The 23,638-nt window shown below is 55.4% G+C and carries 19 protein-coding genes; 7 read left to right on the forward strand and 12 right to left on the reverse strand.

All coding sequences use genetic code 11. The features are described 5' to 3' along the window. Nucleotides 1-29: 29 nt before the first annotated feature. The 5 genes from BM395_RS02315 (at nucleotide 30) to BM395_RS02335 (ending at nucleotide 3,346) form a co-directional block, all read left to right on the forward strand. Nucleotides 30-1,061 (forward strand): RnfABCDGE type electron transport complex subunit D, encoded by a 1,032-nt coding sequence (locus BM395_RS02315; protein ID WP_090508736.1) that lies wholly within the window; start codon nucleotides 30-32, stop codon nucleotides 1,059-1,061. 2 nt (nucleotides 1,062-1,063) lie between these two features. Further along, nucleotides 1,064-1,714, forward strand: coding sequence for an electron transport complex subunit RsxG (gene rsxG / locus BM395_RS02320; protein ID WP_090508737.1), 651 nt, complete (start codon nucleotides 1,064-1,066; stop codon nucleotides 1,712-1,714). Next, entirely contained in the window at nucleotides 1,714-2,424 is a 711-nt protein-coding gene (locus tag BM395_RS02325) for an electron transport complex subunit E (protein WP_090508738.1), read from the forward strand. The genes rsxG and BM395_RS02325 overlap by 1 nt, the downstream gene beginning before the upstream one ends. After that, nucleotides 2,421-3,059 (forward strand): endonuclease III, encoded by a 639-nt coding sequence (gene nth / locus BM395_RS02330; protein WP_090508739.1) that lies wholly within the window; start codon nucleotides 2,421-2,423, stop codon nucleotides 3,057-3,059. Before BM395_RS02325 ends, nth begins: the two co-directional genes overlap by 4 nt. 107 nt (nucleotides 3,060-3,166) lie before the next feature. After that, nucleotides 3,167-3,346 carry a PA3496 family putative envelope integrity protein gene (locus BM395_RS02335; RefSeq protein ID WP_069899335.1) on the forward strand — a complete coding sequence of 60 codons (180 nt, stop codon included), beginning with the start codon at nucleotides 3,167-3,169 and terminating at the stop codon, nucleotides 3,344-3,346. A 174-nt stretch (nucleotides 3,347-3,520) separates the two neighbouring features. Here BM395_RS02335 and BM395_RS02340 read toward each other — a convergent pair whose 3' ends face one another. The 11 genes from BM395_RS02340 to BM395_RS02390 form a co-directional block, all read right to left on the reverse strand. Then, nucleotides 3,521-4,654 (reverse strand): aminotransferase class V-fold PLP-dependent enzyme, encoded by a 1,134-nt coding sequence (locus BM395_RS02340; protein WP_090508740.1) that lies wholly within the window; start codon nucleotides 4,652-4,654, stop codon nucleotides 3,521-3,523. Between the two features lie 96 nt (nucleotides 4,655-4,750). Further along, on the reverse strand, nucleotides 4,751-5,143 hold the full coding sequence (gene gloA, locus BM395_RS02345; RefSeq protein WP_069899337.1) for a lactoylglutathione lyase: 393 nt from the start codon (nucleotides 5,141-5,143) through the stop codon (nucleotides 4,751-4,753). Between the two features lie 212 nt (nucleotides 5,144-5,355). Continuing rightward, entirely contained in the window at nucleotides 5,356-6,303 is a 948-nt protein-coding gene (locus BM395_RS02350; RefSeq protein WP_090508741.1) for a hypothetical protein, read from the reverse strand. A gap of 51 nt (nucleotides 6,304-6,354) precedes the next feature. Further along, the gene (locus tag BM395_RS02355; protein WP_090508742.1) at nucleotides 6,355-7,296 is read right to left on the reverse strand and encodes a hypothetical protein; all 942 of its coding nucleotides are present in this window, start codon (nucleotides 7,294-7,296) and stop codon (nucleotides 6,355-6,357) included. After that, on the reverse strand, nucleotides 7,293-10,490 hold the full coding sequence (locus tag BM395_RS02360; RefSeq protein ID WP_090508743.1) for a toxin VasX: 3,198 nt from the start codon (nucleotides 10,488-10,490) through the stop codon (nucleotides 7,293-7,295). The genes BM395_RS02355 and BM395_RS02360 overlap by 4 nt, the downstream gene beginning before the upstream one ends. Continuing rightward, entirely contained in the window at nucleotides 10,487-11,389 is a 903-nt protein-coding gene (locus tag BM395_RS02365; protein WP_090508744.1) for a DUF4123 domain-containing protein, read from the reverse strand. The genes BM395_RS02360 and BM395_RS02365 overlap by 4 nt, the downstream gene beginning before the upstream one ends. Further along, a complete protein-coding gene (locus tag BM395_RS02370) occupies nucleotides 11,376-13,424 on the reverse strand; it encodes a type VI secretion system Vgr family protein (RefSeq protein ID WP_090508745.1) in 2,049 nt (682 codons plus the stop codon). The genes BM395_RS02365 and BM395_RS02370 overlap by 14 nt, the downstream gene beginning before the upstream one ends. A 127-nt stretch (nucleotides 13,425-13,551) precedes the next feature. Then, nucleotides 13,552-14,070, reverse strand: coding sequence for an Hcp family type VI secretion system effector (locus BM395_RS02375; RefSeq protein ID WP_069899344.1), 519 nt, complete (start codon nucleotides 14,068-14,070; stop codon nucleotides 13,552-13,554). A gap of 428 nt (nucleotides 14,071-14,498) precedes the next feature. Continuing rightward, nucleotides 14,499-14,771, reverse strand: a complete 273-nt coding sequence (locus BM395_RS02380; protein WP_069899345.1) for a hypothetical protein — start codon at nucleotides 14,769-14,771, stop codon at nucleotides 14,499-14,501. Between the two features lie 221 nt (nucleotides 14,772-14,992). Next, nucleotides 14,993-16,210, reverse strand: coding sequence for an argininosuccinate synthase (locus BM395_RS02385; protein WP_090508746.1), 1,218 nt, complete (start codon nucleotides 16,208-16,210; stop codon nucleotides 14,993-14,995). Nucleotides 16,211-16,340: 130 nt separating this feature from the next. Then, entirely contained in the window at nucleotides 16,341-17,261 is a 921-nt protein-coding gene (locus BM395_RS02390) for a flagellar protein MotY (RefSeq protein ID WP_170860531.1), read from the reverse strand. A 241-nt stretch (nucleotides 17,262-17,502) separates the two neighbouring features. Between BM395_RS02390 and pyrC the strand changes: the two genes are divergently transcribed. Both pyrC and rnt read left to right on the forward strand, forming a co-directional pair. Next, nucleotides 17,503-18,549, forward strand: coding sequence for a dihydroorotase (pyrC, locus tag BM395_RS02395; protein ID WP_090508748.1), 1,047 nt, complete (start codon nucleotides 17,503-17,505; stop codon nucleotides 18,547-18,549). Continuing rightward, entirely contained in the window at nucleotides 18,546-19,220 is a 675-nt protein-coding gene (rnt, locus tag BM395_RS02400; RefSeq protein ID WP_069899348.1) for a ribonuclease T, read from the forward strand. Before pyrC ends, rnt begins: the two co-directional genes overlap by 4 nt. A gap of 63 nt (nucleotides 19,221-19,283) precedes the next feature. On the opposite strand, the gene BM395_RS02405 is transcribed toward rnt, so the two are convergent. Next, a complete protein-coding gene (locus BM395_RS02405; RefSeq protein ID WP_170860532.1) occupies nucleotides 19,284-23,273 on the reverse strand; it encodes an autotransporter outer membrane beta-barrel domain-containing protein in 3,990 nt (1,329 codons plus the stop codon). Nucleotides 23,274-23,638 lie beyond the last annotated feature (365 nt).

Consider the following 23,638-nt stretch of genomic DNA (forward strand, 5'->3'; position numbering starts at 1 on the left):
AACCCCGACGTAGAGCAACTGGAGCAACGATGGCCCTGCCACGTATTACATCGCCGCATGCCAAAGGCAACAACCGTACTCAGCAGGTGATGCTGCAAGTGCTGCTGGCCACCGTGCCGGGCATTCTAGCCCTGACCTGGCTGTATGGCTTTGGCACGCTGATCAATCTGCTCTGGGCCTGTCTCTGCGCCATCGGCTTTGAGGCGTTGATACTGGCGCTGCGCAAGCGTCCGCTGGGGTTCTTCCTCAAGGATTACAGCGCCGTAGTCACGGCCGTATTGCTGGCACTGGCATTGCCGCCCTACTCGCCCTGGTGGCTGACACTGGTTGCGGTGGGCTTTGCGATTGTATTGGGCAAGCAACTCTACGGCGGCCTTGGTCAGAACCCATTCAACCCGGCGATGATTGGCTATGTTGTGGTGCTGGTGTCGTTCCCGGTAGAGATGACCACCTGGCCAGCACCGCACATGACCGGGCCGCTGAGTGCGCTGCAGCACATCTTCGGCTTTGCCAACCTGCCAGATGGCTGGGTGCAAGCCACCGCGCTGGATACGCTGAAGATCAATAAAAGCCTGACCGTCGATGAGCTGTGGACACAGAATCCGGCGTTTGGCTATATCGGCGGTGCGGGCAGCGAAGTGGTTAACCTCGGCTTTTTGCTGGGCGGCCTGTACCTCCTGCGCAAGCGCCTTTTTACTTGGCACGCGCCCGTAGGAATGCTCGCGGCGCTGGCCATCATGAGCCTGATCTTCTGGAACGGCAGCGGCTCTGACTCACACGGATCGCCGCTGTTTCATTTGCTTAGCGGCGCGACCATGCTCGGCGCATTCTTTATCGTCACCGATCCTGTATCCGGCGCCACCAGCAATCTCGGCCGCCTGATATTCGGCGCAGGTGTGGGCATTCTGGTTTACGTGATCCGCGCCTGGGGCGGTTATCCTGACGGCATCGCCTTCGGCGTGCTGTTAATGAACCTGGCGGCACCCACTATCGATTACTACACACGACCACGCACGTACGGCCATCGCAAGCCGACGCGTGGCTTCAAGCTGGGCGAATAAGCATGGCACTCCCTGAAATCAGCCGCTCGATGCTCAAGAACAGCCTGGTACTGGGCTTGTTCGCGATCGTGACCGTTGGCGTTGTCGCCCTCACCCAACTCGGCACCCGTGACCGGATTGCCGCCGCCGAGCGCGATGCACAGGCACGCGCACTCAGCGAGATCCTGCCGGCTGGCAGTTACGATAATCACCTGCTCGATAACAGCATCAGCGTGTTCGACCCTGAACTGCTCGGCAACAAAACCGCGCAAGATGCCTACATTGCACTTAAGGGCCCCCAGCCGACAGCCGTGATTCTCAAGGTCACTGCGCCCGACGGTTACGGCGGCGCGATTCACCTGCTGGTTGGTGTACAGGCCAGCGGCTCTTTGGCGGGCGTACGCGCGCTGAGCCACAAGGAAACACCGGGGCTGGGCGACAAGATCGATCTGGCCAAGAGCCAGTGGATTCGCGCTTTTGACGGCAAGTCGCTGAGCAATCCGGGCGCCGATGGCTGGGCGGTTAAAAAAGACCGTGGCCAGTTCGATCAGTTTGCCGGGGCAACCATCACCCCACGCGCCGTGGTAAAAGCAGTGCACAAGGCGTTGCAATATGTGGATGCGCACAAAAACGAACTGTTCGCCGCCAAATCATCTGAATCGGGGGCTAACTGATGAGCGTCAGCTACCGCGAAATAACCATCAATGGCCTGTGGAAGAACAACCCGGGGTTGGTGCAGCTGCTGGGGCTATGTCCGCTGCTGGGTACCAGTAACTCGACGGTAAACGCCTTGGGCCTGGCACTGGCTAGCGCATTGGTGCTGATCTGCTCCAACACCGCGGTGTCGCTGGTTCGTGGCGTAGTCAACACGGCAGTGCGCTTGCCGGCGTTCGTCATGATTATCGCCGCGCTCACCACCTGCATTGAGCTGCTTATGCAGGCTTACACCTATGAGCTGTATCAGATTCTCGGCATTTTCATCCCGCTGATCACCACCAACTGCGTGATCCTTGGCCGCGCCGATGCCTTTGCCGCCAAGAACGATCCCGCCCGCGCGGCCTACGACGGCTTGATGATGGGCTTGGGTTTTGGTGCGGTGCTGGTCGTGATTGGAGCGCTGCGCGAGCTGTTTGGCACCGGCGCGTTGTTTGCCAACATGCAGTTGTTGTTCGGCCCTTCTGCAGCCAACTGGCAAGTTACCGTATTCAGCGATTACAAAGGCTTCTTGCTGGCCATTCTGCCGCCGGGCGCATTTATTGTTTTGGGCCTGCTGATTGCCCTGAAGAACCGTATTGATGAGTCGCTGGCCGAGCGCGCAAAGGCCCGCGAGCCCGCGGTTGCGGCACAAAGCCGACGCGTACGCGTGACCGGAGTTGTCGAGTGAACGCCGCCAAACGTTATGAGATATTCCGCCGGTTGCGCGAAGACCTGCCCGAGCCGAAAACCGAGCTGGCGTACAGCACGCCATTCGAACTGCTGATTGCGGTGATTCTGTCGGCGCAAGCCACCGATGTCGGCGTCAACAAAGCTACTGCCAAGCTGTTCCCGGTTGCCAATACCCCGGAAGCCATTTATGCGCTCGGATATGACGGTCTGTGCAGCTACATCAAAACCATCGGTTTGTACCCGAGCAAGGCCAAAAACGTTATCGAAACCTGCCGCATGCTGGTCGAGCTGCACGGCAGCCAGGTACCCGAAACACGCGAAGCACTCGAAGCCTTGCCCGGCGTTGGCCGCAAGACCGCCAACGTGGTGCTCAATACCGCGTTTCGGCAATTGACCATGGCGGTCGATACGCACATTTTTCGCTTCGCCAATCGCACCGGCGTAGCCCCAGGCAAGAACGTGCTTGAGGTCGAAATGAAACTGTTGAAGTTCGTCCCCAAGGAATTTTTGCTGGATGCCCACCACTGGATGATCCTGCACGGCCGCTACGTTTGCCTGGCTAGAAAGCCGCGCTGTGGCAGTTGCCGGATCGAAGATCTGTGCGAGTTCAAGCAGAAAACTTCGGACGATTGATTTTTCCCTGAGTTTTTGTCTTATCCGATTGAAAAAATCTTTTTTACCCGCTCATGTTTTACCGCTATAAGGTGCGCAAATGGCCTGTGTAGCCGGGAGTGAAACATATGAGCACTGATAAAGAAGACCTTGAGCTCGACGACGACTTTGTCTCTGAAGACAGCGACGACACTGAAGCACCGATCGAGGTGGCAAAAACCAACCTGACCAAGCGTCGCATCATTGATAATTTTCTTGATGAGCGCCGTTTGAACAAGCAGTTGGCAGAGTACGACTTCGACCTGTAAACCGCTTTGCGTCACCGATTTACCAAGCAGTACCGCGCCAACCAAAGGCGCCGCAAGACTTAGATTTACACAACGGCTGTCAACGCCAGAACAGCGCATGGCAACGATTGTGGCTGTACCAACCGCGACTCCCGGGTTGTAGAAACCCGGGAGAGACTGTTTTTTACAGCAAATTTACCCCGCCAGAACCTGATCCAGCGCCTGCGCCAGCGTGTCGATCGTACGGTCGATGTTGTAGAGCTTATCGAGCCCGAACAAACCGATCCGGAAGGTCTGGAAATCAGCGCCCTCATCACACTGCAACGGCACGCCCGCCGCAATTTGCAGGCCTTGTGCTGCAAACTTTTTACCGGTCTTGATATCGGCATCATCGGTGTAGCAAACCACCACGCCAGGCGCTTCATAGCCTTGCGCGGCAACACTGTTGATACCTTTGCTGGCCAGTAAGGCACGAACCCGGTCACCCAACTCCTGCTGGTTGGCACGCAGCGCAGCGAAACCGTAGTTTTCAGCTTCGCGCATCACATCGCGAAAACGCACCAGCGAGTCGCTCGGCATGGTCGCATGGTAAGCATGGCCGCCCTGCTCATAGGCCTGCATGATCTGCAGCCATTTTTTCAGGTCGCAAGCGAAGCTGCTGCTTTCAGTGTCAGCAATCCGCGCCAGCGCTTCGCCACTGAACATTACCAGGGCGCAGCAAGGCGATGCGCTCCAGCCCTTTTGCGGCGCGCTAATCAACAGATCGACACCAATGTCCTGCATGTCGACCCACAGCGTTCCGGAGGCAATGCAGTCGAGCACAAACAGGCCACCGACCGCGTGCACGGCCTCGGCAATCGCACGCATGTAAGCATCCGGCAAGATAATCCCGGAAGAGGTCTCAACGTGCGGCGCAAACACCACATCAGGCTTGTTGGCATGGATGGCGGCGACCACCTCATCAATCGGTGGCGGCGCAAAAGGCGCTTGCTTGTCGGCAGATTGCGGGCGGGCCTTGAGCACCGTGGTCTCGCTGGAAATGCGCCCCATGTCGAGAATCTGCGTCCAGCGGAAACTGAACCAGCCGTTACGCACGATCAAGCATTTCTTGTCACCGGCAAACTGGCGGGCAACCGCTTCCATGCCGTAGGTACCACTGCCCGGCACAACCGCAACCGCTTCGGCGTTATACACCTGCTTGAGGGTTTGCGAGATGTCGCGCATGACTTGCTGAAATGCTTGCGACATGTGATTGAGCGAGCGGTCGGTATAGACCACGGAATATTCGAGTAACCCTTCCGGATCGACCGCAGAAACTGAGTTATGCATAAAGGCACCTCTAGACGTGGGCAGTAAATTCAACGCGCCGTTTGCGCAAAACCTGATAGAACCGCACAAACGGGGCGTTTTGCAACCTTAGTCAGCTCAGTCGTTGCGCGAAGGTGACAACAACTCGATCTTGTAGCCGTCCGGATCTTCGACAAACGCCAGAATGCTGTTGCCGTGCATCATCGGGCCCGGCTCGCGGGTGATCTTGCCGCCCCGCGCGCGAATGTCTTCGCAGGCCTTATAAACATCTTCGACTTCGAGCGCGATGTGACCGTAACCATTGCCCAACTCGTAGCTTTCTACGCCCCAGTTTTGAGTCAGCTCGATCACCGAGTTGTGCGCTTCATCGCCGTAGCCGACAAATGCCAGAGTGAATTTACCGTCGGGATAATCTTTGCGGCGCAGCAGGGTCATGCCCAACACTTCTGTATAAAAAGCGATGGACTTGTCCATATCGCCAACGCGCAGCATGGTATGCAACAGGCGCATGATCAGGGTTCCATAGAAAAATTGCAGGTAAAGACCAAAGGCCACATCGGTTTGTGGCCTTTGGCACTGCACATATTGTGAGCCCACATGGCTGAGCTGACCACCCTCACAAGCCTGTTGTGAATATGGCCGCCAGGTTCACCGCCCTTCGATTCTGAGGATCATCATTAAGCTGAGGTATTTGGAGCGGCTAATCGAGGCAGCCTTCCGGGCTAAACAAGCGACGCTAGTTCAGCCTCGCGGTGAAGGATGGCCTGCTCCAACTCCGGGGAGCGCATTGCCCATTTTGCAGGGGATAGCGGTTTGGACCATTCGATGACTTCAGGGGCGGTGAGGTCGGGGACGACAACCATTTTTTTGCGCAAGCAATAGTCATATAGAATGCTATTGAAAATAATTTCGCCCAGAAATGCATCCCAAACTAAAGCCAGAAACCAACCCCGATCTTTAGCCGCTTGCTTAACATCAAACAAATAGCTCTGCCAGGTGCTCATATCGCGATGACGAAATACTGAAGCCTCCGGCACAACATCTGGGCCAATCTCCATAAAGCTGCGTATACACTCCCACTGCGCCATCGATGAAATCCCACCGCCGGGATTTACCATCAATATCCAACCTTTTACATCCGGCGCATAGGCTTTGTGTTCTAAGCCTTCAAGTGGAAACCACAGTAAGAGACTGCCATGTTTTGTGGCGCCACCAGTATTTAAACTAGTAACACTGGGCGCGATGGCATGCACCTTTTCCCACGGCACAAACCAATAACTACCATCTGGCTTGGTAATGCACACTTCTCTACGTTGCCGATTAAAGCGTACTGGAGGAAGTAGAGGTTTTCGCCATTGTTTTATGAAAAAGTACCAGAGGGTGCCCATTAGGCCACCGCCAAACAAAGCTAGTATTGTAAGCCCCGCCCAATAATCTCCCGTATACCAAGCTACGTATGCAGCACTAGAGATGAAGACAAATGTCAAACAATGCAAAGTGAGCCAGCCAGCCCCCATTGCGAAACTTCCAATATCTAAGAACACTTGATTCTTGCGCCAAATGATATTCATCAAATCACTGGCAGGCTGGCCTGTGGGGATGGGTAAGGGTGCAAGATGCTCTTGCTTCCACAGAAAGCCTTGCTTGATGTCGTCTGCCTGCTCGGTCATGAAGCATCCTTGCCTTTGATGATGTAGCGCATGCTTTCTGGGAGCAAACAGTTAGAGTTGTGATGCCAACTCAGCCTCGCGCTGAAGGATGGCCTGCTCCAATTCAGAGGAGCGTTTGGTCCATAGTTCAGTTGGCAGCGGTTTAGACCATTCGATTACCTCTGGAGCGGTGAGGTCGGGGATGTGCTTGAGTTTTTTCTGAGTTATCCAGTGTGCACCCATAGGGTTGAATATAAGACTCATAAGCCCAGCCTCCCAAACAAGTGTCAGGAACAGGCCTCTTTCCTGGCGGGCGACTTCAAATTCGCGGCAAAAAATTTGCCAAAGACTAAGACCGCAAATATTTTCAAGCGCCTGCGGTACAACGTCAGGGCCGACCTCCATAAAGCTGCGTATACATTCCCACTGCGCCATTGATGAAATCCCGCCGCCGGGATTTACCATTAATACCCAGCCCTCTACCTCTGGCCCGTAGGTTTCATGCTCTAGACCTTCAAGCGGAAACCATAAGAGCAAGCTACCGTGCTGGCTGGCCCCCCCAGTATTCAAGTTAGTCACACTGGGCGCAATGGCATGCACTTTTTCCCACGGTACAAACCAATAACTGCCATCAGGTTTGGTGATACAAACTTCCCTGCGTTGCCGGTTGAAGCGAATGGGTGGAACAAGTGGCTTGCGCCATTGTTTAATGAAAAAGTACCAGAGGGTGCCCATTAGCCCCCCTCCCATGAAGGCTAACAAACCAAGGCTTAGCCAGATATCTCCTAATAGCATCACCCATGTACAAATTGAAAGTATAAGCACTGAGCCCATATGCAAAGTAAGCCAGCCTGCACCCATTGCGAAGCTTCCAATATCTAAGAACACTTGATTCTTGCGCCAAATGATATTCATCAAATCACTGGCAGACTGGCCTGTAGGTATTGGTAAAGGCGCAAGATGTTCTTGCTTCCACAGAAAACCTCGTTTGATGTCGCCTGCTTGCTCGGTCATGGAGCATCCTTGGGTTTTAGTTTTTCCGGGCTGACGAGTTGGCTTTTAAAACGGTCGATAACCAAGGAGCCATCATTTGATTTGTGCTCGGTGACCGCACTGCCTTTGATGATGTAGCGCATGCCCATACCGCCACCTATTACCAGTTTTTCGGGCTCTGTAGAGAGCGCACCGGTTTGGAGCGCCAATGGGCTGTGGTAGAGCACTTGAACCTGCCAATAGCGAGTATTCAGGCACTCAGGCAATTTGCCACTTAGGCTTAGGCCCATGCCATTGTGGTATGGCATCCACTCACTGTTGAGCTTTTCCAGCCATTGCAGGGTACAGTCAGTTGCCGAGCCGTAATTATTGACTGCGACCAAACATAGGTAGAGCTGAGTACGTTGAGGTTCTGCACCGGGTAACAGTATTTGCAGGTGGTCTGTTTCGCTGCCAAGCAAAATGCTATTACCGCCTCCCCCCAGTTGACGGCTGGTTATATGACCGTCGGAAATGACTTTAGGTTTGAACAGCAGATCAACTAGGGTTTGTAACTCTGCACTTTGCTGCTCAGGACTGCTTCCCCAGCGCCGCTGATTGCCCCAGCAGCATTGCTCAAGGAATAATTGCAGTTCGCTGTCCTTAAAATAGTTCCAAGCTAAATATAAGCCTTCAACGATGAGGAGCAGCCACCCTACAGGGGAAAGGCGAAGGGTGAACCATGCTATGGCATCTTTAGTTAGCCACTCACCGATGAGAACCATATAGGTTGCATAACCGCCCAGTCCTGTTTGTGCCGCCATCAAGTTCATGACTGCGCTGTCGTGGCTTAAGCGAGCCCAGTGATCATCTGTCCAGTAATTGCCTTCTTTTTGCATTTCTGCTGAAAGCTTGGATAGGTCAGTGAAGCTAGCAGCTACGGCTAAAAATCCTGTAGTGAAACCAAATAATGTAATAATTGGAGCTTTCGTACCGAGCATTTTCATTTCAACCTGCCCCGTAGCCTCCCATGCAGTCCCTATCACTGCCGACAATGCAGCACCGACTTTCAGGTTTTCTGAAATGTGTTCTCGAAAACGCACATCATCATTCTCACGCCCCTGATCTCGCTTATTGATCGACGCCACATTACTCACGTGCAGCAACAAAGCCGCCAGCGGTAACAAGCCTCCAAACTTATTCAGGCTTTTAATTTGATTGGCTACGGGCGTTAAGCCCTTTTGCAGTTGCTTGCCAGCATATTGGCTCCAGTCCCATATTTTTTGGCCGGCACTTCCGCTTAAGTGAAAGCCCAGTGAGCCCGCTTTAAAGACAGTGTCTGAGCCTAAGCGCAGTATCAGCAACATGCCGCTCAGGGATGGTGGAAAGCGCTGAATCAGGTTTGATGAAGAGCCTGCCCCTGTGAGGTGTTCGGCTTGTAGCGCAGTGAATGCTGCGGATAATCGCGATACGGCTTGGCTCCAGTCAGTGCCGTTGGGGCCACCAAGGCCGCTCAGCCAGGTCAGCTTTCCAGCGGCAACCAGGCTGCCGAGTAATTTGCCAACGGCCTCCTGCGTGGGACTTTCCAGCGCCGCTTGAATATCCACCGTCCGGTCAGTGAGGTCCATGAGTGAGGGGCTAAAACCTGCACTGAGCATGCTCAATGGCTGATTGACTGAAGGGGCGCGCAATAAATTCATGGCCAGCTGTGTGCCGGGCCCAGTGCTGCATAATTCACTTAAGGTATTGAGCGACAGCTCGCTGAGCCACGTGCAGTGCTCTTCGCTGTCGAAATCGGCATACCACAGGGTAGGCCCGTGGCGGTCGAGATAGGCCTCAGTATCGGCGAGTAACACGCTACGTCGATCGACTAACCACTGTTGATGCGGCTCAGCAGTTTGGCTGATCCATTGCTGCATACCGACCAGATCAACCCGCTCACTGACTTGCGCGCCGCTTCTGGCGTCGGTCATGTTGGTCTCTTTGGTTGTCACGTAGTTCATGATTACCAGCTGCACCTGATTTTGCAGGTCAGCTGGAATAAATGCTCGAACCGGGGCCATCACTATTTCTTGTTCTTGCTTTATCTCAGCAAGACGCGCGTCCGCAGCGCTGTGGCCAAGCGCGCGGCGCATATCGCGATTAACTTGAGTCTCCTCGTCCATCAAGGCTTCAAGCTTGTGCCGCTGTTGCAATAAGGTTTCACCCTGCTCAGGCGTCAGTTCTAGATCACGCTCGCGGTATATGTAATTGAATTGATTGCTGAGTTCTGCGCCATCTTCGTTAATCAAGCTGTTGATGAAGCCTGCGACCATGCCTTTGAGAGCGTTGTTATGGTCCCATTCTTCTTCCGCGAGGTTTACGCTGACTTGTTCAAAGTTCAAGTCGCGCAGCACGCCTAGATCGTCATCGACCGCTGCAAACACTGGCCATAAATCTGCCGCTTGGCTTTTGGCCTGCTGCAGCCACGCATCAGTACCGGCGACATCCCACGGCACGACACTCCATTCACCGATGGGGTGTTCGCTGGCGTCGGGGTATTGGGCAGATGCTTCATCCAACTGCGCTTGCCATAGCATGGCGTCGGTATAAGGTTTGATGGTTTCGTACGATGGGTTGTCTATCATCTGTTGGCTGAGTTGATCAATCCCTGCTTTATGGGCGGCAGCATTTTTCTGCTGATCCTGCGCCATCGCTTGCTCGCGAACTTCGGGCATCAGCTCTGCAAGCAGTTTCTCGGCCTGGGTAAGTGGCGGGCAATGTTCGGTTTCAAGCTCGCGCGCCACGCGTGGCAAGGCAATTTTGCGCATGTGCGTTGAGCGCTGCTGCGGATCTTCCAGCTGCTGATACTGCTCGGCGCCGATGGGTCTCTCGGTATAGAGCAGCCAAGCGTCCTGATCTTTCTTAAGGCTAATGCCTGCATCGCTGCCGCTTGCCAGCTCGCTGTGTGGTGCGTCCAGACCTTGCAGTTGCAAGCGTCCATCAGCGGCAACGGCATAGCGTTTTAACGGGCCTTGAGCATGCCAAAGGTACAAGTAACCAACCCGCAAACGACGCAATGCCATTGGGTGGCTTGCGGTCTTGGTGGCCGGGCTAAAGCAACTGTGTTGCGCTGGCTGCTCAGACAAAGCGTAACGTGCGGGCACGATAAAAACATCGGGCTGCCGTGCTGGGCATAAGCTGATGGGACTTTTGACGTCACGGGTACTTTTATCAGCGAGGCTTGGGCTGCTCATCGAACAACTCCTTGGGAAAGTTGTTCCGGGATGGGCAATAATTTCTGGGCCCGCAACTGGGCGATCTGAGCGGCAAACTCAATACGCTGGGAAGGGGTTCTACTGGAGGATTCAAGCACCAGCGCGGCAATATCGTGATGCTCCTGCAGCGCATTTTCACCCAGCAACGCATGGATTCTGGCGTACTGGGTGATGTCGAGCGCACTGCAGAACCCCTGAGCGTATGCCTGGGTGGCAAGGGTATGGATATGCTGCCAGCGTTGATCCGGCTCTAGGTGTTCGGCATAGCTGGGAAAGCTTTGCAGCAGATAACTATTAAGTTCGATCACATTCTGGCGAAAACTGACTGCTCCTAAGGCGTTAATTTGCTCATCAGAAAGCGTGTATGGCGTTGGTATTTTGAGGGTTACATGGCGTTGCGATCGGGTGTGAATACGCCACTGGTTGCTGATGCGATCAGGCGTGACCACGGTGATGATAGGGCCTAGAAGATGGCTGCTACTTTCGAGCGTCAGCAAAGCGTCAATGGTGGCGGGATCAGCGACGCGCAGGTACGCAGGTTGGCCGTTGACTTTAACGTGCAACAGCGCCCGCAAATGCGCCATTAGCTCGACTTGCGAGGCGTCTGAAAAAATCAGATAGCCCCATTCTTGCTGAGCATTGTTCAGAAATTGACGAAGCCCCGGATCATCAGGGCCAGACAAACGGATAAGGCACGGCGAAATATCCGCCAGCGGCTCCAGCGCGGTCGTACGGTAGAGCAATTCAAAGTCAGGGTTCTCGTACCATTGATAGATGCACTGCAACAGCTGCTCAACGCTCACCCCATCAATCAACAGATAAGCCGATAGTTGCCACGGCAGGTCGCTGCTCAGACCGGGCATTTCAACTCGCTCCATGGGTTGCCTCCTGCTCAGCCGCTTCGCAGGCTGCGCAAATCGATTGCTTTTTCAGCATTGTTTGTTTCTGTGCTGCAATTAGTACTTCACCAGGCACATCGGTATCCGCCGGTAAAGCCAGCCCCGGCAATAGCGGTGCAGCGCCGGAGCCAATACCAGGACTACCGCCGCTGTTGAGATACACATCGGGACTGACCAGCGTGAGGCCGCTGGGGTCTATTTTGATGAAGCTGCCGCCCACTTTGAGCGTTAGCTCGCTGCCGGCCTCAAACACTATTTTCTGGCCGCTGGACAAGTGGATCTCTTGGCCGGCATCGACGAACTGCGAGTTGTCGATTTTTACGTGCTGGTTATTGGCGACAGTCAGGTGGTCATTGGCGCGAACCTCAACCTTGCGGTCCGCATGGGTGGTGCGGTGTTCTTCGGCTTTGAATGCGCTGTAACTGTTGGCCGTGACGGTGTCGTGGCGCTCGTTGTGCACGGTGATTTTCTGGTCGTGCTCAATCGTTTGATCCCAATTGCGCTCGGCATGTATGAAAATCTGCTCTTGGCCGGTTTTGTCTTCGATGCGCAACTCGTTAAAGCCAGCGCCACCCGGCGAGCTAAGCGTTTTGAAAGTGCTCACGGTTTTGTTGGCGGGCAGCGGATAAGGCACGCTGTTTTCCTTGTGGTACAGGCAACCGCTTATCAGAGGCTGATCCGGATCGCCTTCCAGGAAACTGACCAACACCTCCATGCCGATTCGCGGAATGACAATGCCGCCGTATTTAGCCCCCGACCAGCTGGATGAAACACGCAGCCAGCAACTGCTTTTATCAGTAACGATGCCGGCGCGATCCCAATGAAAAACCACTTTGACCCGGCCATATTCGTCGCAGTGAATCTCATCCCCTTCGGGGCCGGTAACCACGGCACTTTGGCTGCCGAGAATGCGCGGCTTTTGATGAATTAGCGGCGGCCGATGAATCACTTCCCACGGCGTCGCAGTGAAGGTATTGCGATAGCCGTGGTCAAAATCATCTGGGCTATCGTCCGTATCGCTGGTGACCGACTCTTCGAGTACTTGCGGCTGCTTGCCTTCGTGGCGCACCTCATTGATCAGCCACAAATCATTCCATTGTGCGTTGGGATGATTGCTCAATGTGATGAAATGGCCACTGCGCAAACTCGGCTGATCACTGCGCCCATGAGCTAATGCGTAGTCACTGCGGTGGCGCTCAAGGGCACGACTGGCCAGCAGGTTGCCGCGCGCCTGCTTAGTAAAGCGACCGGGATAATCGTAATCCTCAAGGTCGGGTAATACTTGGGATTGCGCGGCACCTTCAAGCGTGAGGCTGGGCTTTTCAAAGTCATAATCGCGGCGGGTTACGCGCGATGAGCGAGTTTCCTGACGCAAGCTGAAACGCTTGATCACCGGGTTGTCTGCAACCATGCCAGCGTCTTGCTGATAAGCAATGGGCGCTAGCGTTGGGAAACCGACTTGATCGTCGCCAAAGGCCAGAATGTGCCCCTGCGCGCTATGCTGAAAGTGGTAGTGAATACCCTCCTCTTCACACAAACGCTGGATGAAATGCAGGTCTGTTTCATCGTACTGCACGCAATATTCACGCGGCGGATATGTTCCACCAAGCTGAAACTGATAGGCCGTACTCAAGATGCCGTGCGCCTCAAGCACCTGCACGATAATTTGCTCAACCGTTAAGTGTTGGAAAATGCGCTGGTTAACACTGTGTTCGAGATAGGCCAGGTGTGGGCGCAGGGTGATTTCATAACGGGTTAACCGTTTACCCGCATCGCCCTGCGCCACACGGTACAACAGGCCGTGAATACCACTGCCGCCGGGGGACATCTGCAAGAACGCAGGCTTGTGCAGCAGGTTCTCAAGCTCAAGGCTGGGCTGCTCACTGACCAGCTCAACATCGAAAGAATACGGCTGATTGAGCGCTTCGCGGCCGGTGAACCCCAGCACTTTGAAGTCGTGATCTAGCCCTTCGATGGCCAAGGTGAATGAGGCCTGATTGGCTGGCGCGAACATTCCATGTTCCTTATCTGATACGCGGTAATCCACATCGGAAAAGCCCCATCCAGCCTAGTGCGTTCATTGCTGAACGCGGGCCAGATGAGGCGTAAGACTTTTCCGAAAACGCCTAATTACTTAGCGCCTAGGCGGCGACAGGCGTGCGCCAATCGTCCGAGCCCGAAGTGCCAGAGACTTCGTGGGTCCAGATGATTTTGCGGTAGGTGAAATACACATCTTCAAGGTGGGTGAAATGCGACAGGCCCGGGTCCTGACAATTTGGCATGCGTGACTGGATATCCACCAGGATGGCGTCTTCCAGTTCAATGGTGAAGTAGTGTTCCTGAGTGCCGGCTGCCGAGGTGCGGTACCACTCAAGGCGGCACTTGTTGAGCTTCTCGCCCGAGGTGAGTGCACTGAACAGCAACGGTGAAGACTTATCGAACACCTTGGTAATCATCAACGGCTTGTGCACCCGTTGGCCCGTCGGCTGACCGGATTGCGGGTCACGCGGGATAATCACCTGATGCTCAAAGGCCTCAACCAGAACCTGGTCTTCGTGGCCTTCTTGATAGATATTGCCAACAGAGTCCTGAGTGAAGGTGCCAGCAGTAATCAAACCTTGCTTGGTGCCTTCGATGGAGAGATACGCGGGAGTAGGCATTAGTACATTCCTTGAACTAATTAAAGAGTGAACGTCGCCCGTAAAATTGGCTGACGTTGCCCACTTCAGTAACAAGAAATATGCCGCTCAATAAAAATATTATTATAATCAACCACTTACGATTGTACTGATAATTTACAGGCAGCTATCACGCCCGAAACCGGTGAAAAGCGCGCAAGTTGTTGCTCAACAGCATACGAAAAATTGCCATAGCAATCCGGCTCAGTCATAGGTGCTTTGGGATGTGTATCTCAGATGCAAATGACTGCACGCAGTTAGAAACTTGCACAGTAGTGGAGCTGCGCGATTAGCCGAACCTTGCCACGTCGAGCCCACACTCGACATGCCGATTAACAGCAACAGCTCAGCCTGCAGCAGTCATCGCCCGGCAGCTTTTGGAGAGACACTGCCGGGCGATATGCAGCGGTTTAGTTGATGGCTTTTTTCAGCGCTTTACGGCCCGCGTCGTCTTTGGCGTCGCCGATATTGTCCTTGGCATCATCAACTGCGTCTTTCTTGTCATCCAGACCCATGGAGTCTGCGGCGGCCTCTTTCGCGTCACAGCGCCCGCCCACTCCAACGGTTGCCTTCATGGCAGCGCTTTTTGCGGCTTTCTCTGCTGTGCAATCCGGGTCAATCACGCCCGCCTGAGCGCTTAAGCAAACCAGACTCAAACTTGCTAACAGTAATACCTTACGCATTTTCACTTCCTTTTCTGAGTACATAGAAATACCGGAGCTTTGGCGCTCGCAGCAAACCTGTCCGAGCTTTGAGTGTGGCTGGCAACCTTTGCCTTGGCCAGTCGAGCCGATTATTGGTGCCAATAAAGGCAATGCATGCAGCGAAAATAACGGATTGAAGGCAATAAAAAACCCCGCACGATCAGAGCCGTGCGGGGCCAAAGGGACAAGCGACTAATAAATCAGATCAGCTTGCGGCCCTTGTTCGCGGCAATGCGCATGCGCAGTGCATTGAGCTTGATGAAACCTGCTGCGTCCTGCTGGTTGTATGCACCGCCATCTTCTTCGAAGGTCGCGATGTTGGCATCAAACAGCGATTCGTCAGACTTACGGCCAACAATGATCACGTTGCCTTTGTACAGCTTCATGCGGACCACGCCATTAACGTTAGCCTGCGAAGCATCAATCATTTGCTGCAGCATGGTGCGCTCTGGGCTCCACCAGAAACCGTTGTAGATCAGGCTGGCGTACTTAGGCATCAACTCGTCTTTGAGGTGAGCGACTTCACGGTCCAGGGTGATCGACTCAATGGCGCGGTGGCCCTTGAGCATGATGGTGCCGCCCGGGGTCTCGTAGCAGCCACGCGACTTCATGCCGACGAAACGGTTCTCAACGATGTCGAGACGGCCGATACCGTGCTCACCACCAATGCGGTTCAGTTCAGCCAGCACAGTAGCCGGGGTCATTTCTTTACCGTCGATGGCGACGATATCGCCTTTGCGGTAAGTCAGTTCCAGATACTGCGGGGTGTCAGGCGCGTTCTCCGGGGAGACAGTCCAACGCCACATGTCTTCTTCGTGCTCGGTCCAGGTGTCTTCCAGCACGCCGCCTTCATAGGAGATGTGCAGCAGGTTGGCATCCATCGAGTACGGGGATTTTTTCTTGCCGTGACGCTCGATTGGGATGGCATGCTTTTCAGCGTAATCCATCAGTTTTTCGCGGGACATCAAGTCCCACTCACGCCATGGTGCAATCACTTTAACGCCCGGCTTGAGTGCATAAGCGCCCAGCTCAAAACGAACCTGATCGTTGCCTTTACCGGTTGCGCCGTGGGAGATCGCATCGGCACCCGTCTCGTTGGCAATTTCGATCAGACGTTTGGCAATCAGCGGACGCGCGATCGAAGTACCCAGCAGGTATTCGCCTTCGTAAACGGTGTTAGCACGGAACATTGGGAACACGAAATCGCGCACAAATTCTTCGCGCAGATCGTCGATATAAATCTCTTTGACGCCCATGGCCTGGGCTTTAGCACGGGCAGGCTCGACTTCTTCTCCCTGGCCAAGATCTGCAGTGAAAGTCACCACTTCGCAGTTGTACGTATCTTGCAGCCACTTGAGAATTACTGAAGTGTCCAGGCCACCAGAATAAGCCAGAACCACCTTGTTTACATCGGCCATGCCATCAACTCCACGGGGTTGTACGGAAAACCGCCTATTCTACTGACCCTTAGCGTGAATTTACAGTGGCGCGACAGCTTCTGATCAACAAGCGACAATACCTTTCATCGGAGCGACCATCCGTCACAGCTCAGGAAGCGGTGGCCAATGCTTTGGTTTCGCTACTTTCAGCAGGTTTATCCGGGGTTTGCGGCAGGCGCTCAAGCTGGATCGCCACCCGGCGGTTTTTCGCCCGATTGGCATTGTTGGTATTCGGCACCAGCGGATAACGTTCACCGTGAAAGCGCATGGTCAGTTGATCGTCTGCTACGCCATGCGCCTTGAGATAGTTGACCACCGCCTCTGCGCGGCGTCTTGAGAGATCGCGATTGGTCAGGCGCGAACCACTGTTGTCGGCATGGCCCTCAATCAGCAGATGATTGATGCTCGGATCGGCCTTGAGGTAGGCCAGCAGTGCATCCAGCCTGGCCTGGCCTGCCGGATCCAGATCCACGCCACCGCCGGGAAAACCGATGCGGCTCTGCCTGAGCTGATCAAAGTTTTCCGGCAGCAACTTGGCCGCGCAGTCCAAATATTTATCGTAGGCCTGACTGAAACGCACCGGCAGCAAACGCACTTCAAGCGACTCACCACCGCGCGCGCTGTAGCGCACCAGCGGGCTCCGCCCTTCGAGCAAGCCGGCGAGCAGTCGCCCACTCTGATTGAACGATGCATTGAATGGCGTAGCCCCGCCGGTCGTACGCACCGCCCCCAGATTGATATCGCCACGACCTGGCTGCCAGGGCGCGGCGGCGGCAATCAGGGTGGCCGAGCCAGCGCTCAGGCTATTTTGCGCCGAATGCAAGCGAAACACCGCGCGCTCACCCGCCCGGCGCACAAATTCGCCACTGCCAAAACCAGTCACCGGCTGGCTCAGGCGACACTCGAACTGATCACCACTAACTGTCCACTCGGCCTTTTCCAGGCGCGTTTGAAAACTCACGCCCCAGGCACTCGCGACGAGTGGCAGGTTGAGTAATAAACAGCAGAGAGCAAGTCGCGACCGGGGCACGTTAAGTTCCACAATGACAGACAAAGTTGCCTGTACTGTCGGCCCTGCAACGCAAAACTTTAAACCGCAAACGCTGGTAACTTTGGCCTCGTTAGCCGGTAAAGCCATGAACAAAGACGCTCAGATGGCTCTGAAATGTACTAAATGCTGATCCATATCGGCTTTAGTCGCCCGCCCTGCGTGCCCTGCATAGGCTTTTCCGGTAGCATTCGTGCCATGTTATACCCGCCTGGATACCTCCATGACTGACCGCCTTACTCTGCTGCGTCCTGACGACTGGCATATTCACCTGCGCGATGGCGCTGTGTTGAACCACACGGTGGCTGATGCCGCGCGTACGTTTGCCCGCGCCATCATCATGCCAAACCTGGTGCCGCCGGTGCGCAACACCGAGCAAGCCGACGCCTACCGTCAGCGCATTCTGGCTGCACGTCCGGCCGATAGCCGCTTCGAGCCCCTGATGGTGCTGTACCTCACCGACCTGACCAGCCCTGCCGATGTGCGCGCGGCCAAGGCCAGTGGTTTTATCCATGCGGCCAAGCTGTATCCGGCTGGTGCCACGACTAACTCGGACTCTGGCGTGACCAGCGTCGACAAGATTTTCCCGACGCTTGAAGCCATGGCCGAGGTTGGCCTGCCGCTTCTGGTTCACGGTGAAGTGACGCGTGGTGAGATCGATGTCTTCGACCGCGAAAAAGTCTTTATTGATGAGCACCTGAGCCGCGTTGTCGAGCGCTTCCCGACACTTAAAGTGGTGTTCGAGCACATCACCACACGCGATGCAGTCGAGTTCGTCAAAGCCGCTCCGGCCAACGTTGGCGCGACCATCACCGCTCACCACCTGCTGTATAACCGCAACCACATGCTGGTTGGCGGGATTCGTCCGCACTTCTATTGCCTGCCGATTCTTAAGCGCAACGTACACCAGGAAGCCCTGCTGGACGCGGCCACGAGCGACAGCACCAAATTCTTCCTCGGCACGGATTCTGCGCCGCACACCCAGCAAGCCAAGGAAACCTCTTGTGGTTGCGCGGGCTGCTACACCGCCTATGCTGCAATCGAGTTGTATGCCGAGGCATTCGAGCAGCGCAACGCCCTACACAAACTTGAAGCATTCGCCAGCCAGAATGGCCCGGACTTCTACGGTTTACCGCGTAACACCGACACCATCACCCTGGTTCGCGAGCCTTGGCAAGCCCCTGCCACCTTGCCGCTGGGCGACAACAGCGTAATTCCCCTGCGAGCGGGCGAAACCCTTAACTGGCGCCTGCTGGAGGCAACCGAGTGAGTGAAGATCAGTACGACGACGAACAGGAAGACACCGGCCCAAGCGGCCCGCGTCACCCGATGGCGGCACGCTTTCGTGGTTACCTGCCGGTAGTGGTGGATGTTGAGACCGGTGGCTTCAATAGCGCCACCGACGCCTTGCTGGAGATTGCGGCGACCACCGTTGCAATGGACGAACAAGGCTTTCTCTATCCGGATCACACCCACTTTTTCCGGATTGAACCGTTCGAAGGCGCCAACATCGAACAGGCGGCGCTGGAGTTCACCGGCATCAAGCTTGATCATCCGCTGCGCATGGCCGTGACTGAAGAGCACGCGCTCACCGAGATCTTCCGTGGCCTGCGCAAGTCGCTGAAAGCCAACGGCTGCAAACGCGCCATTCTGGTGGGACACAACAGCAGCTTCGACTTGGGCTTTCTCAACGCGGCCGTCGCGCGTACCGGTATCAAACGCAACCCGTTCCATCCGTTCTCAAGCTTCGACACTGCCACACTGGCCGGTCTGGCGTATGGCCAAACCGTATTGGCCAAAGCTTGTCAGGCAGCAGCAATCGAGTTTGACGGTCGCGAGGCGCACTCAGCGCGCTACGACACCGAAAAAACTGCCGAGCTGTTTTGCGGCATCGTCAATCGCTGGAAGGAAATGGGCGGTTGGATGGACTTCGACGACTAGTCTGAGGCCCTTACGCGTGCATAAAAAAACCGGCTTTGCGCCGGTTTTTTTTATGTCCATACCTTAGAACTTCACGCGTAAACCCACCGTGCCATTAACGCCGGTGCTGTCGCCGAAGTTATTCAAGCTGGTGTCTACCGAGACCTCGCCATACAGCGACAACTTGTCATCGTTCCAGTTGTAGCTGCCGCCCACGCCTACATCGGCCCGCATGCGCGCGGCCCGGTTGTTGAATTTGACATCAGCAACATCGACTTGGGTGCCGTCCAAGAACTCGTAGTACAGGTTGGTAATACCGTACACATGGCTGCGGCGGAGTTTATCGGCATCGTCCTTCCAGGCGGCATTCCGGTCGACCGAGATTCCCACGCGGGCTTCCAAACTGTCGGCATCATCCATCGACACGTCAGCGCCAAAAGTGTCGTCGAAACTGTCGAAGTCCACCTGCGAGTAAATCAATTGCGCCTGCGGGGTCAGGGTTGTCTCGTTGTCGACCACGTATTTCTTACCGCTCTCAATCGACACCGCGTAACCTTTGCCATCGTTATCACTGGTTAATGTTCGCTCGGCGGTATCCGAGTCCAGGTCAGAATCGAACCAGGTAACGGCCGCCTGCCCGTCGACATAGAAACCGTTCTCTTTTAACCAGGTCAGCGTTAATCCGGCGCCATAGCCGCGAATATTAATGTTGCCATCGCCATCCAAAGCATCGACGTCAGTCCGCGAGCCGCCGTAGTGAGCGGTCAGACCGCCGAATAACTTGCTGCCATCATCACGCTCTTTCAGCAGTGCATCGATGCCCGCTTGCGCCATCCAGTTATGGCTTTCGGTGTTGGCTTTAGCGGTGGACACGTTGTAGTGATCGCGCCGATGACTGCCTTCTACGCGAATCCAACTGGCACCGTCTTCAATGCTCGGCTCTTCTGCCTCAAGGCCTTCAGTATTAACAGCCAGTTCACTTTGATTAATCGCCACCGGCCAATAACGGTTACCAATTCGCTGCTGCATGGTGGGCAATGTTGCCAACCCCAAAAGCGCCTGAGCGTATTGCTCATACAAGGGCACGCCAGGGCTGTAACGCGGCCCAAGATTCTCAACGGGTGCAGGCTCCGACGGCGCCGGCGGGGTAACTGGACTGGTCGGCGAGCCCGGGTCAGTCGGGGTGCCTGGAGCTGTTGGATTATTTGGCGCAGGCGGTAACGTAGGCGTTATCGGCGTCGCGGGACGCCGCTGCGAAGTCAAATACCAGTCTCCGTCTGCCGGATCGGCCGGGCTATTTTTATGCAGGGTATATGCATAAGCGCCGCCCACAACGGCCTGTTGATTGTCCGGGGTAACGAAGTCTCCCTTCAACAGAAAACCGCCGTTCGATGCGCCATCAACCTGCACCACTTGAATACCGTTGGTGGTTAGCGCGCCTCGCCCGCCGAGGTTGTTGACGGTTAGCGTGGTATTGCCGGCAGTGCTGCCATTGACTACCAACTTATCGGTGGCCGAGTTGTCATTGCCGAGCACGGTATCAATCAACAAATCTGAGCCGGCGCGATAATTGTTGGTCACGGTCAACACGTTGTTGGCAGAGCTGTTCTGCAGGTCGATGGTGCCTAAATTGGTGACGTCGCCCATCACCGTGGCCAGCGTGGAGGCCAAGCGCAGCGTCGAACCATCCTCGATCCACAAGCCCAAACCGTCCGCACCAAGTCCTGCGCCAGTACCGGTTGCCAGCGTGCCTGAAAGCGCTAAATTGCTGCCACTCACTAGCCGGACCCGCTCCCAGTTGGTCAGCAAGCTACCGTCTACCACGCGCGTGCCAGCTAGAAATTTCAGCTCATCTTCAGCGCCATCGGCAATGCTGAGATCATCGCCACCGTTGGCCACCAGCAGGCCCGACATGTCGGCAGCCGCAGCAACCAATGCGGTGTCTGAGCCATCACCCATGTTTATGGTCGAGTCGATAGCGCCCGCATTCCAGTTGAGAACATCAGCCCCGGCAGCCGTGGTAATACCATTACGAATAGTGCCCGATGTGGTGATGGTGGCCGCGCCTCCTTCAGCGACAATACCGGCTGCACCTGCTGAACCATCTATGACAGCTGCTTGAGCAATATCGATATTACCGCCCGCCGCCGCGACGCCACGAATACCGGCACCACCTGCACTGCCACCCGTTGCCAGGCCTCCGGTTGCGGACACCGAATAGCGCCCAGTACCCGTCACCTCAGCCCGCAGTGCATCAGCGTTGCCTCCGCTGGTAGTGATTGTGGTTTGGTTACTGACAACCGCATTTCCAGAGCCCGCGTTGGTAGCAAACAAACCATGTGCGAGCGCCCCCGAGGTATTTAAGGTGCCACCGGTTGCATTTACAGTTGCGGCAGCGCTGGAGGCTGCATTACTGACTTCTGCGGCCACGCCATACGCGGAGCTTCCTTGAGTGGTTGCAGTACCGCCAGCGAGATTGGCGGTTGCGGCACCCGCGCCCTCCGTTGTTGCTATTACGCCGTGGGCGGTGCTGTCCGCGGTGGTCAGCGTACCGCCATACAATCCGGATATTGCCGCTCCCGCGCCTCGGTTGACTGCCCGAGCGCCCGCCGACCGTTGCCCGGTAGTTTGCACAGTGCCACCTTCAATACGCGACTCGGCTGCGCTGCCGTTGGAAGCGGAAGTAATTAAGGTAGACACACCATTGGAGCCCAAGCCCGCGGTGCTAATAACACCGTCAGTGATTATTGCAGTGGCCGCGCCTACTGTGCCGGTTCCACCGTGACTGGCGAGAATCGCATCTGCCCCCCTGTCCTTGGTTGTAACGCTTCCGCCGCTCATCAAAATGTTTGCAGAACCGGTCACATCGGTCTGGCTACCGTGGGTCGCCAAAAGTCCAGTCGCACCGCGTCCTTCAGTCGTGACGGCTCCTCCTCTCATATTGATAAAAGTCGAGGTTCTGCTGCCGGCCAGCGCTTCTGCGCCAAAAGCCGAGCTGCCCACCGTATCGATGGTGCCGCCATTGATATTGATGATCAGACTGCCATCATTTCCGCCAGCTTGTCGGTCGGAACGAGTGAAAATACCGGGAGCATTACCCGCGAATGTAGTCCGGATCGAACCTCCATTAAGGGTGATAGCAACGTCACCAGGCCCTGACTTGACCGACAAAACGCCACCCCTTTCCCCAATCAACTCACCGTCATCAATCACGACGTTGCCAGTACCCACGGTATTGGTATTAATCATTGCGAGTCTGACAACATTGCCTTCAGTCGCGGATATCTGGCCACCGGTAATATGAATAGTTGCTGAGCCCGTACCGGAGTTACGTGCAGACACACCGTTCGAATTGCCCTGCGCTTCAATTTTACCGCCCGAAAAAGTGGTAATCGCATCCGCGATACTTTGTCCGTTGCCTACGATTGTTTCGAGGCCACTGGCACTGTTTCCTCGTACCAAAATTGAGCCACCGGTCATGGTTGCGACCGCACCGCCCCCAGTGCCCGCTGCTTCTGCGACAACACCACTCGAGGCGCTGCTTCCTGTGGTCTCAATTGAGCCACCGCTCATCAGGGCTGAGGCTAACCCTGCATTGGCATTATCTGTCCGTGCATAGGCGCCGAATGAACTGTTGCCTTCCGTGGTTAATGTGCCGCCAGCTACTTCCACCGATGCATTGCCCTGGCCCAAATTTCGGGCGAACACGGCATGAGCCTGTGATTGCGTCGGACCTGTAATCGCGACACTGCCCCCCGTCACCGTGACCGACACATCACCCGTTCCCCGTTTGATGGCAACGAGGCCTGTGCCATCTACGGTGGTGACAAACGGTGCAAAATTGCGCGCTTCAATGCTGAGATTACCGGTTGAGGTGGCATCAGCCTCGAGGGATACACCGCCCTCACCCACGATGATGCCAGCATCATCCAGAATAAGGGTCAGGCCATCTGCGACCTGGTACTTGATACCCGACGCATACGGACCCGCACTGCAACTGATAGTGCTTTGACCTGCGCCATCCGCGCCACATTCATCGACGGCGAACGCGGCAACGGGTAGTGCTGATACCACGATGAAAGTAATTGATTCGACTAGACAACTAGGGCCTTGGCGCAACAACATAAAACGGCTTACACAGGGATTCCTTGTGTCGGTATCCATAGTGCGTTTGCTCCATGCGGGCCGCGATTTAGCGCATGTTCAAAATGACATCGGCATAACGACCGCAACCTGAGGCTAGCCCAACAACTTAATTTGTACGCATTTTCCGGGCGCACAACACTGCGAATTACCGACCAACGGGCTTACATTGGCATCCGATCCAGCCTTAAGGGTGTTGTCATCGCAAATGCTTTATAAAATTTATCGCGCTGGCTTTGCGCGTGATCTCGACCAATACCCTGCCGTTCAAACAAAACAGTCGCGCAATAAAAAAC

The sequence above is a fragment of the Pseudomonas marincola genome (assembly GCF_900116605.1).
In the GTDB taxonomy this organism is placed as follows: Bacteria; Pseudomonadota; Gammaproteobacteria; order Pseudomonadales; family Pseudomonadaceae; genus Aquipseudomonas; species Aquipseudomonas marincola.

Bases quoted from the DNA above. Each gene is read 5' to 3' on its own strand.
- BM395_RS02380 (WP_069899345.1), bottom strand. From the start codon at position 14,771: ATGCGTAAGGTATTACTGTTAGCAAGTTTGAGTCTGGTTTGCTTAAGC.
- BM395_RS02315 (WP_090508736.1), top strand. From the start codon at position 30: ATGGCCCTGCCACGTATTACATCGCCGCATGCCAAAGGCAACAACCGT.
- BM395_RS02370 (WP_090508745.1), bottom strand. From the start codon at position 13,424: ATGTTCGCGCCAGCCAATCAGGCCTCATTCACCTTGGCCATCGAAGGG.
- BM395_RS02375 (WP_069899344.1), bottom strand. From the start codon at position 14,070: ATGCCTACTCCCGCGTATCTCTCCATCGAAGGCACCAAGCAAGGTTTG.
- BM395_RS02340 (WP_090508740.1), bottom strand. From the start codon at position 4,654: ATGCATAACTCAGTTTCTGCGGTCGATCCGGAAGGGTTACTCGAATAT.
- BM395_RS02350 (WP_090508741.1), bottom strand. From the start codon at position 6,303: ATGACCGAGCAGGCAGACGACATCAAGCAAGGCTTTCTGTGGAAGCAA.
- BM395_RS02325 (WP_090508738.1), top strand. From the start codon at position 1,714: ATGAGCGTCAGCTACCGCGAAATAACCATCAATGGCCTGTGGAAGAAC.
- BM395_RS02355 (WP_090508742.1), bottom strand. From the start codon at position 7,296: ATGACCGAGCAAGCAGGCGACATCAAACGAGGTTTTCTGTGGAAGCAA.
- BM395_RS02360 (WP_090508743.1), bottom strand. From the start codon at position 10,490: ATGAGCAGCCCAAGCCTCGCTGATAAAAGTACCCGTGACGTCAAAAGT.
- pyrC (WP_090508748.1), top strand. From the start codon at position 17,503: ATGACTGACCGCCTTACTCTGCTGCGTCCTGACGACTGGCATATTCAC.
- gloA (WP_069899337.1), bottom strand. From the start codon at position 5,143: ATGCGCCTGTTGCATACCATGCTGCGCGTTGGCGATATGGACAAGTCC.
- BM395_RS02385 (WP_090508746.1), bottom strand. From the start codon at position 16,210: ATGGCCGATGTAAACAAGGTGGTTCTGGCTTATTCTGGTGGCCTGGAC.
- BM395_RS02335 (WP_069899335.1), top strand. From the start codon at position 3,167: ATGAGCACTGATAAAGAAGACCTTGAGCTCGACGACGACTTTGTCTCT.
- rsxG (WP_090508737.1), top strand. From the start codon at position 1,064: ATGGCACTCCCTGAAATCAGCCGCTCGATGCTCAAGAACAGCCTGGTA.
- BM395_RS02365 (WP_090508744.1), bottom strand. From the start codon at position 11,389: ATGGAGCGAGTTGAAATGCCCGGTCTGAGCAGCGACCTGCCGTGGCAA.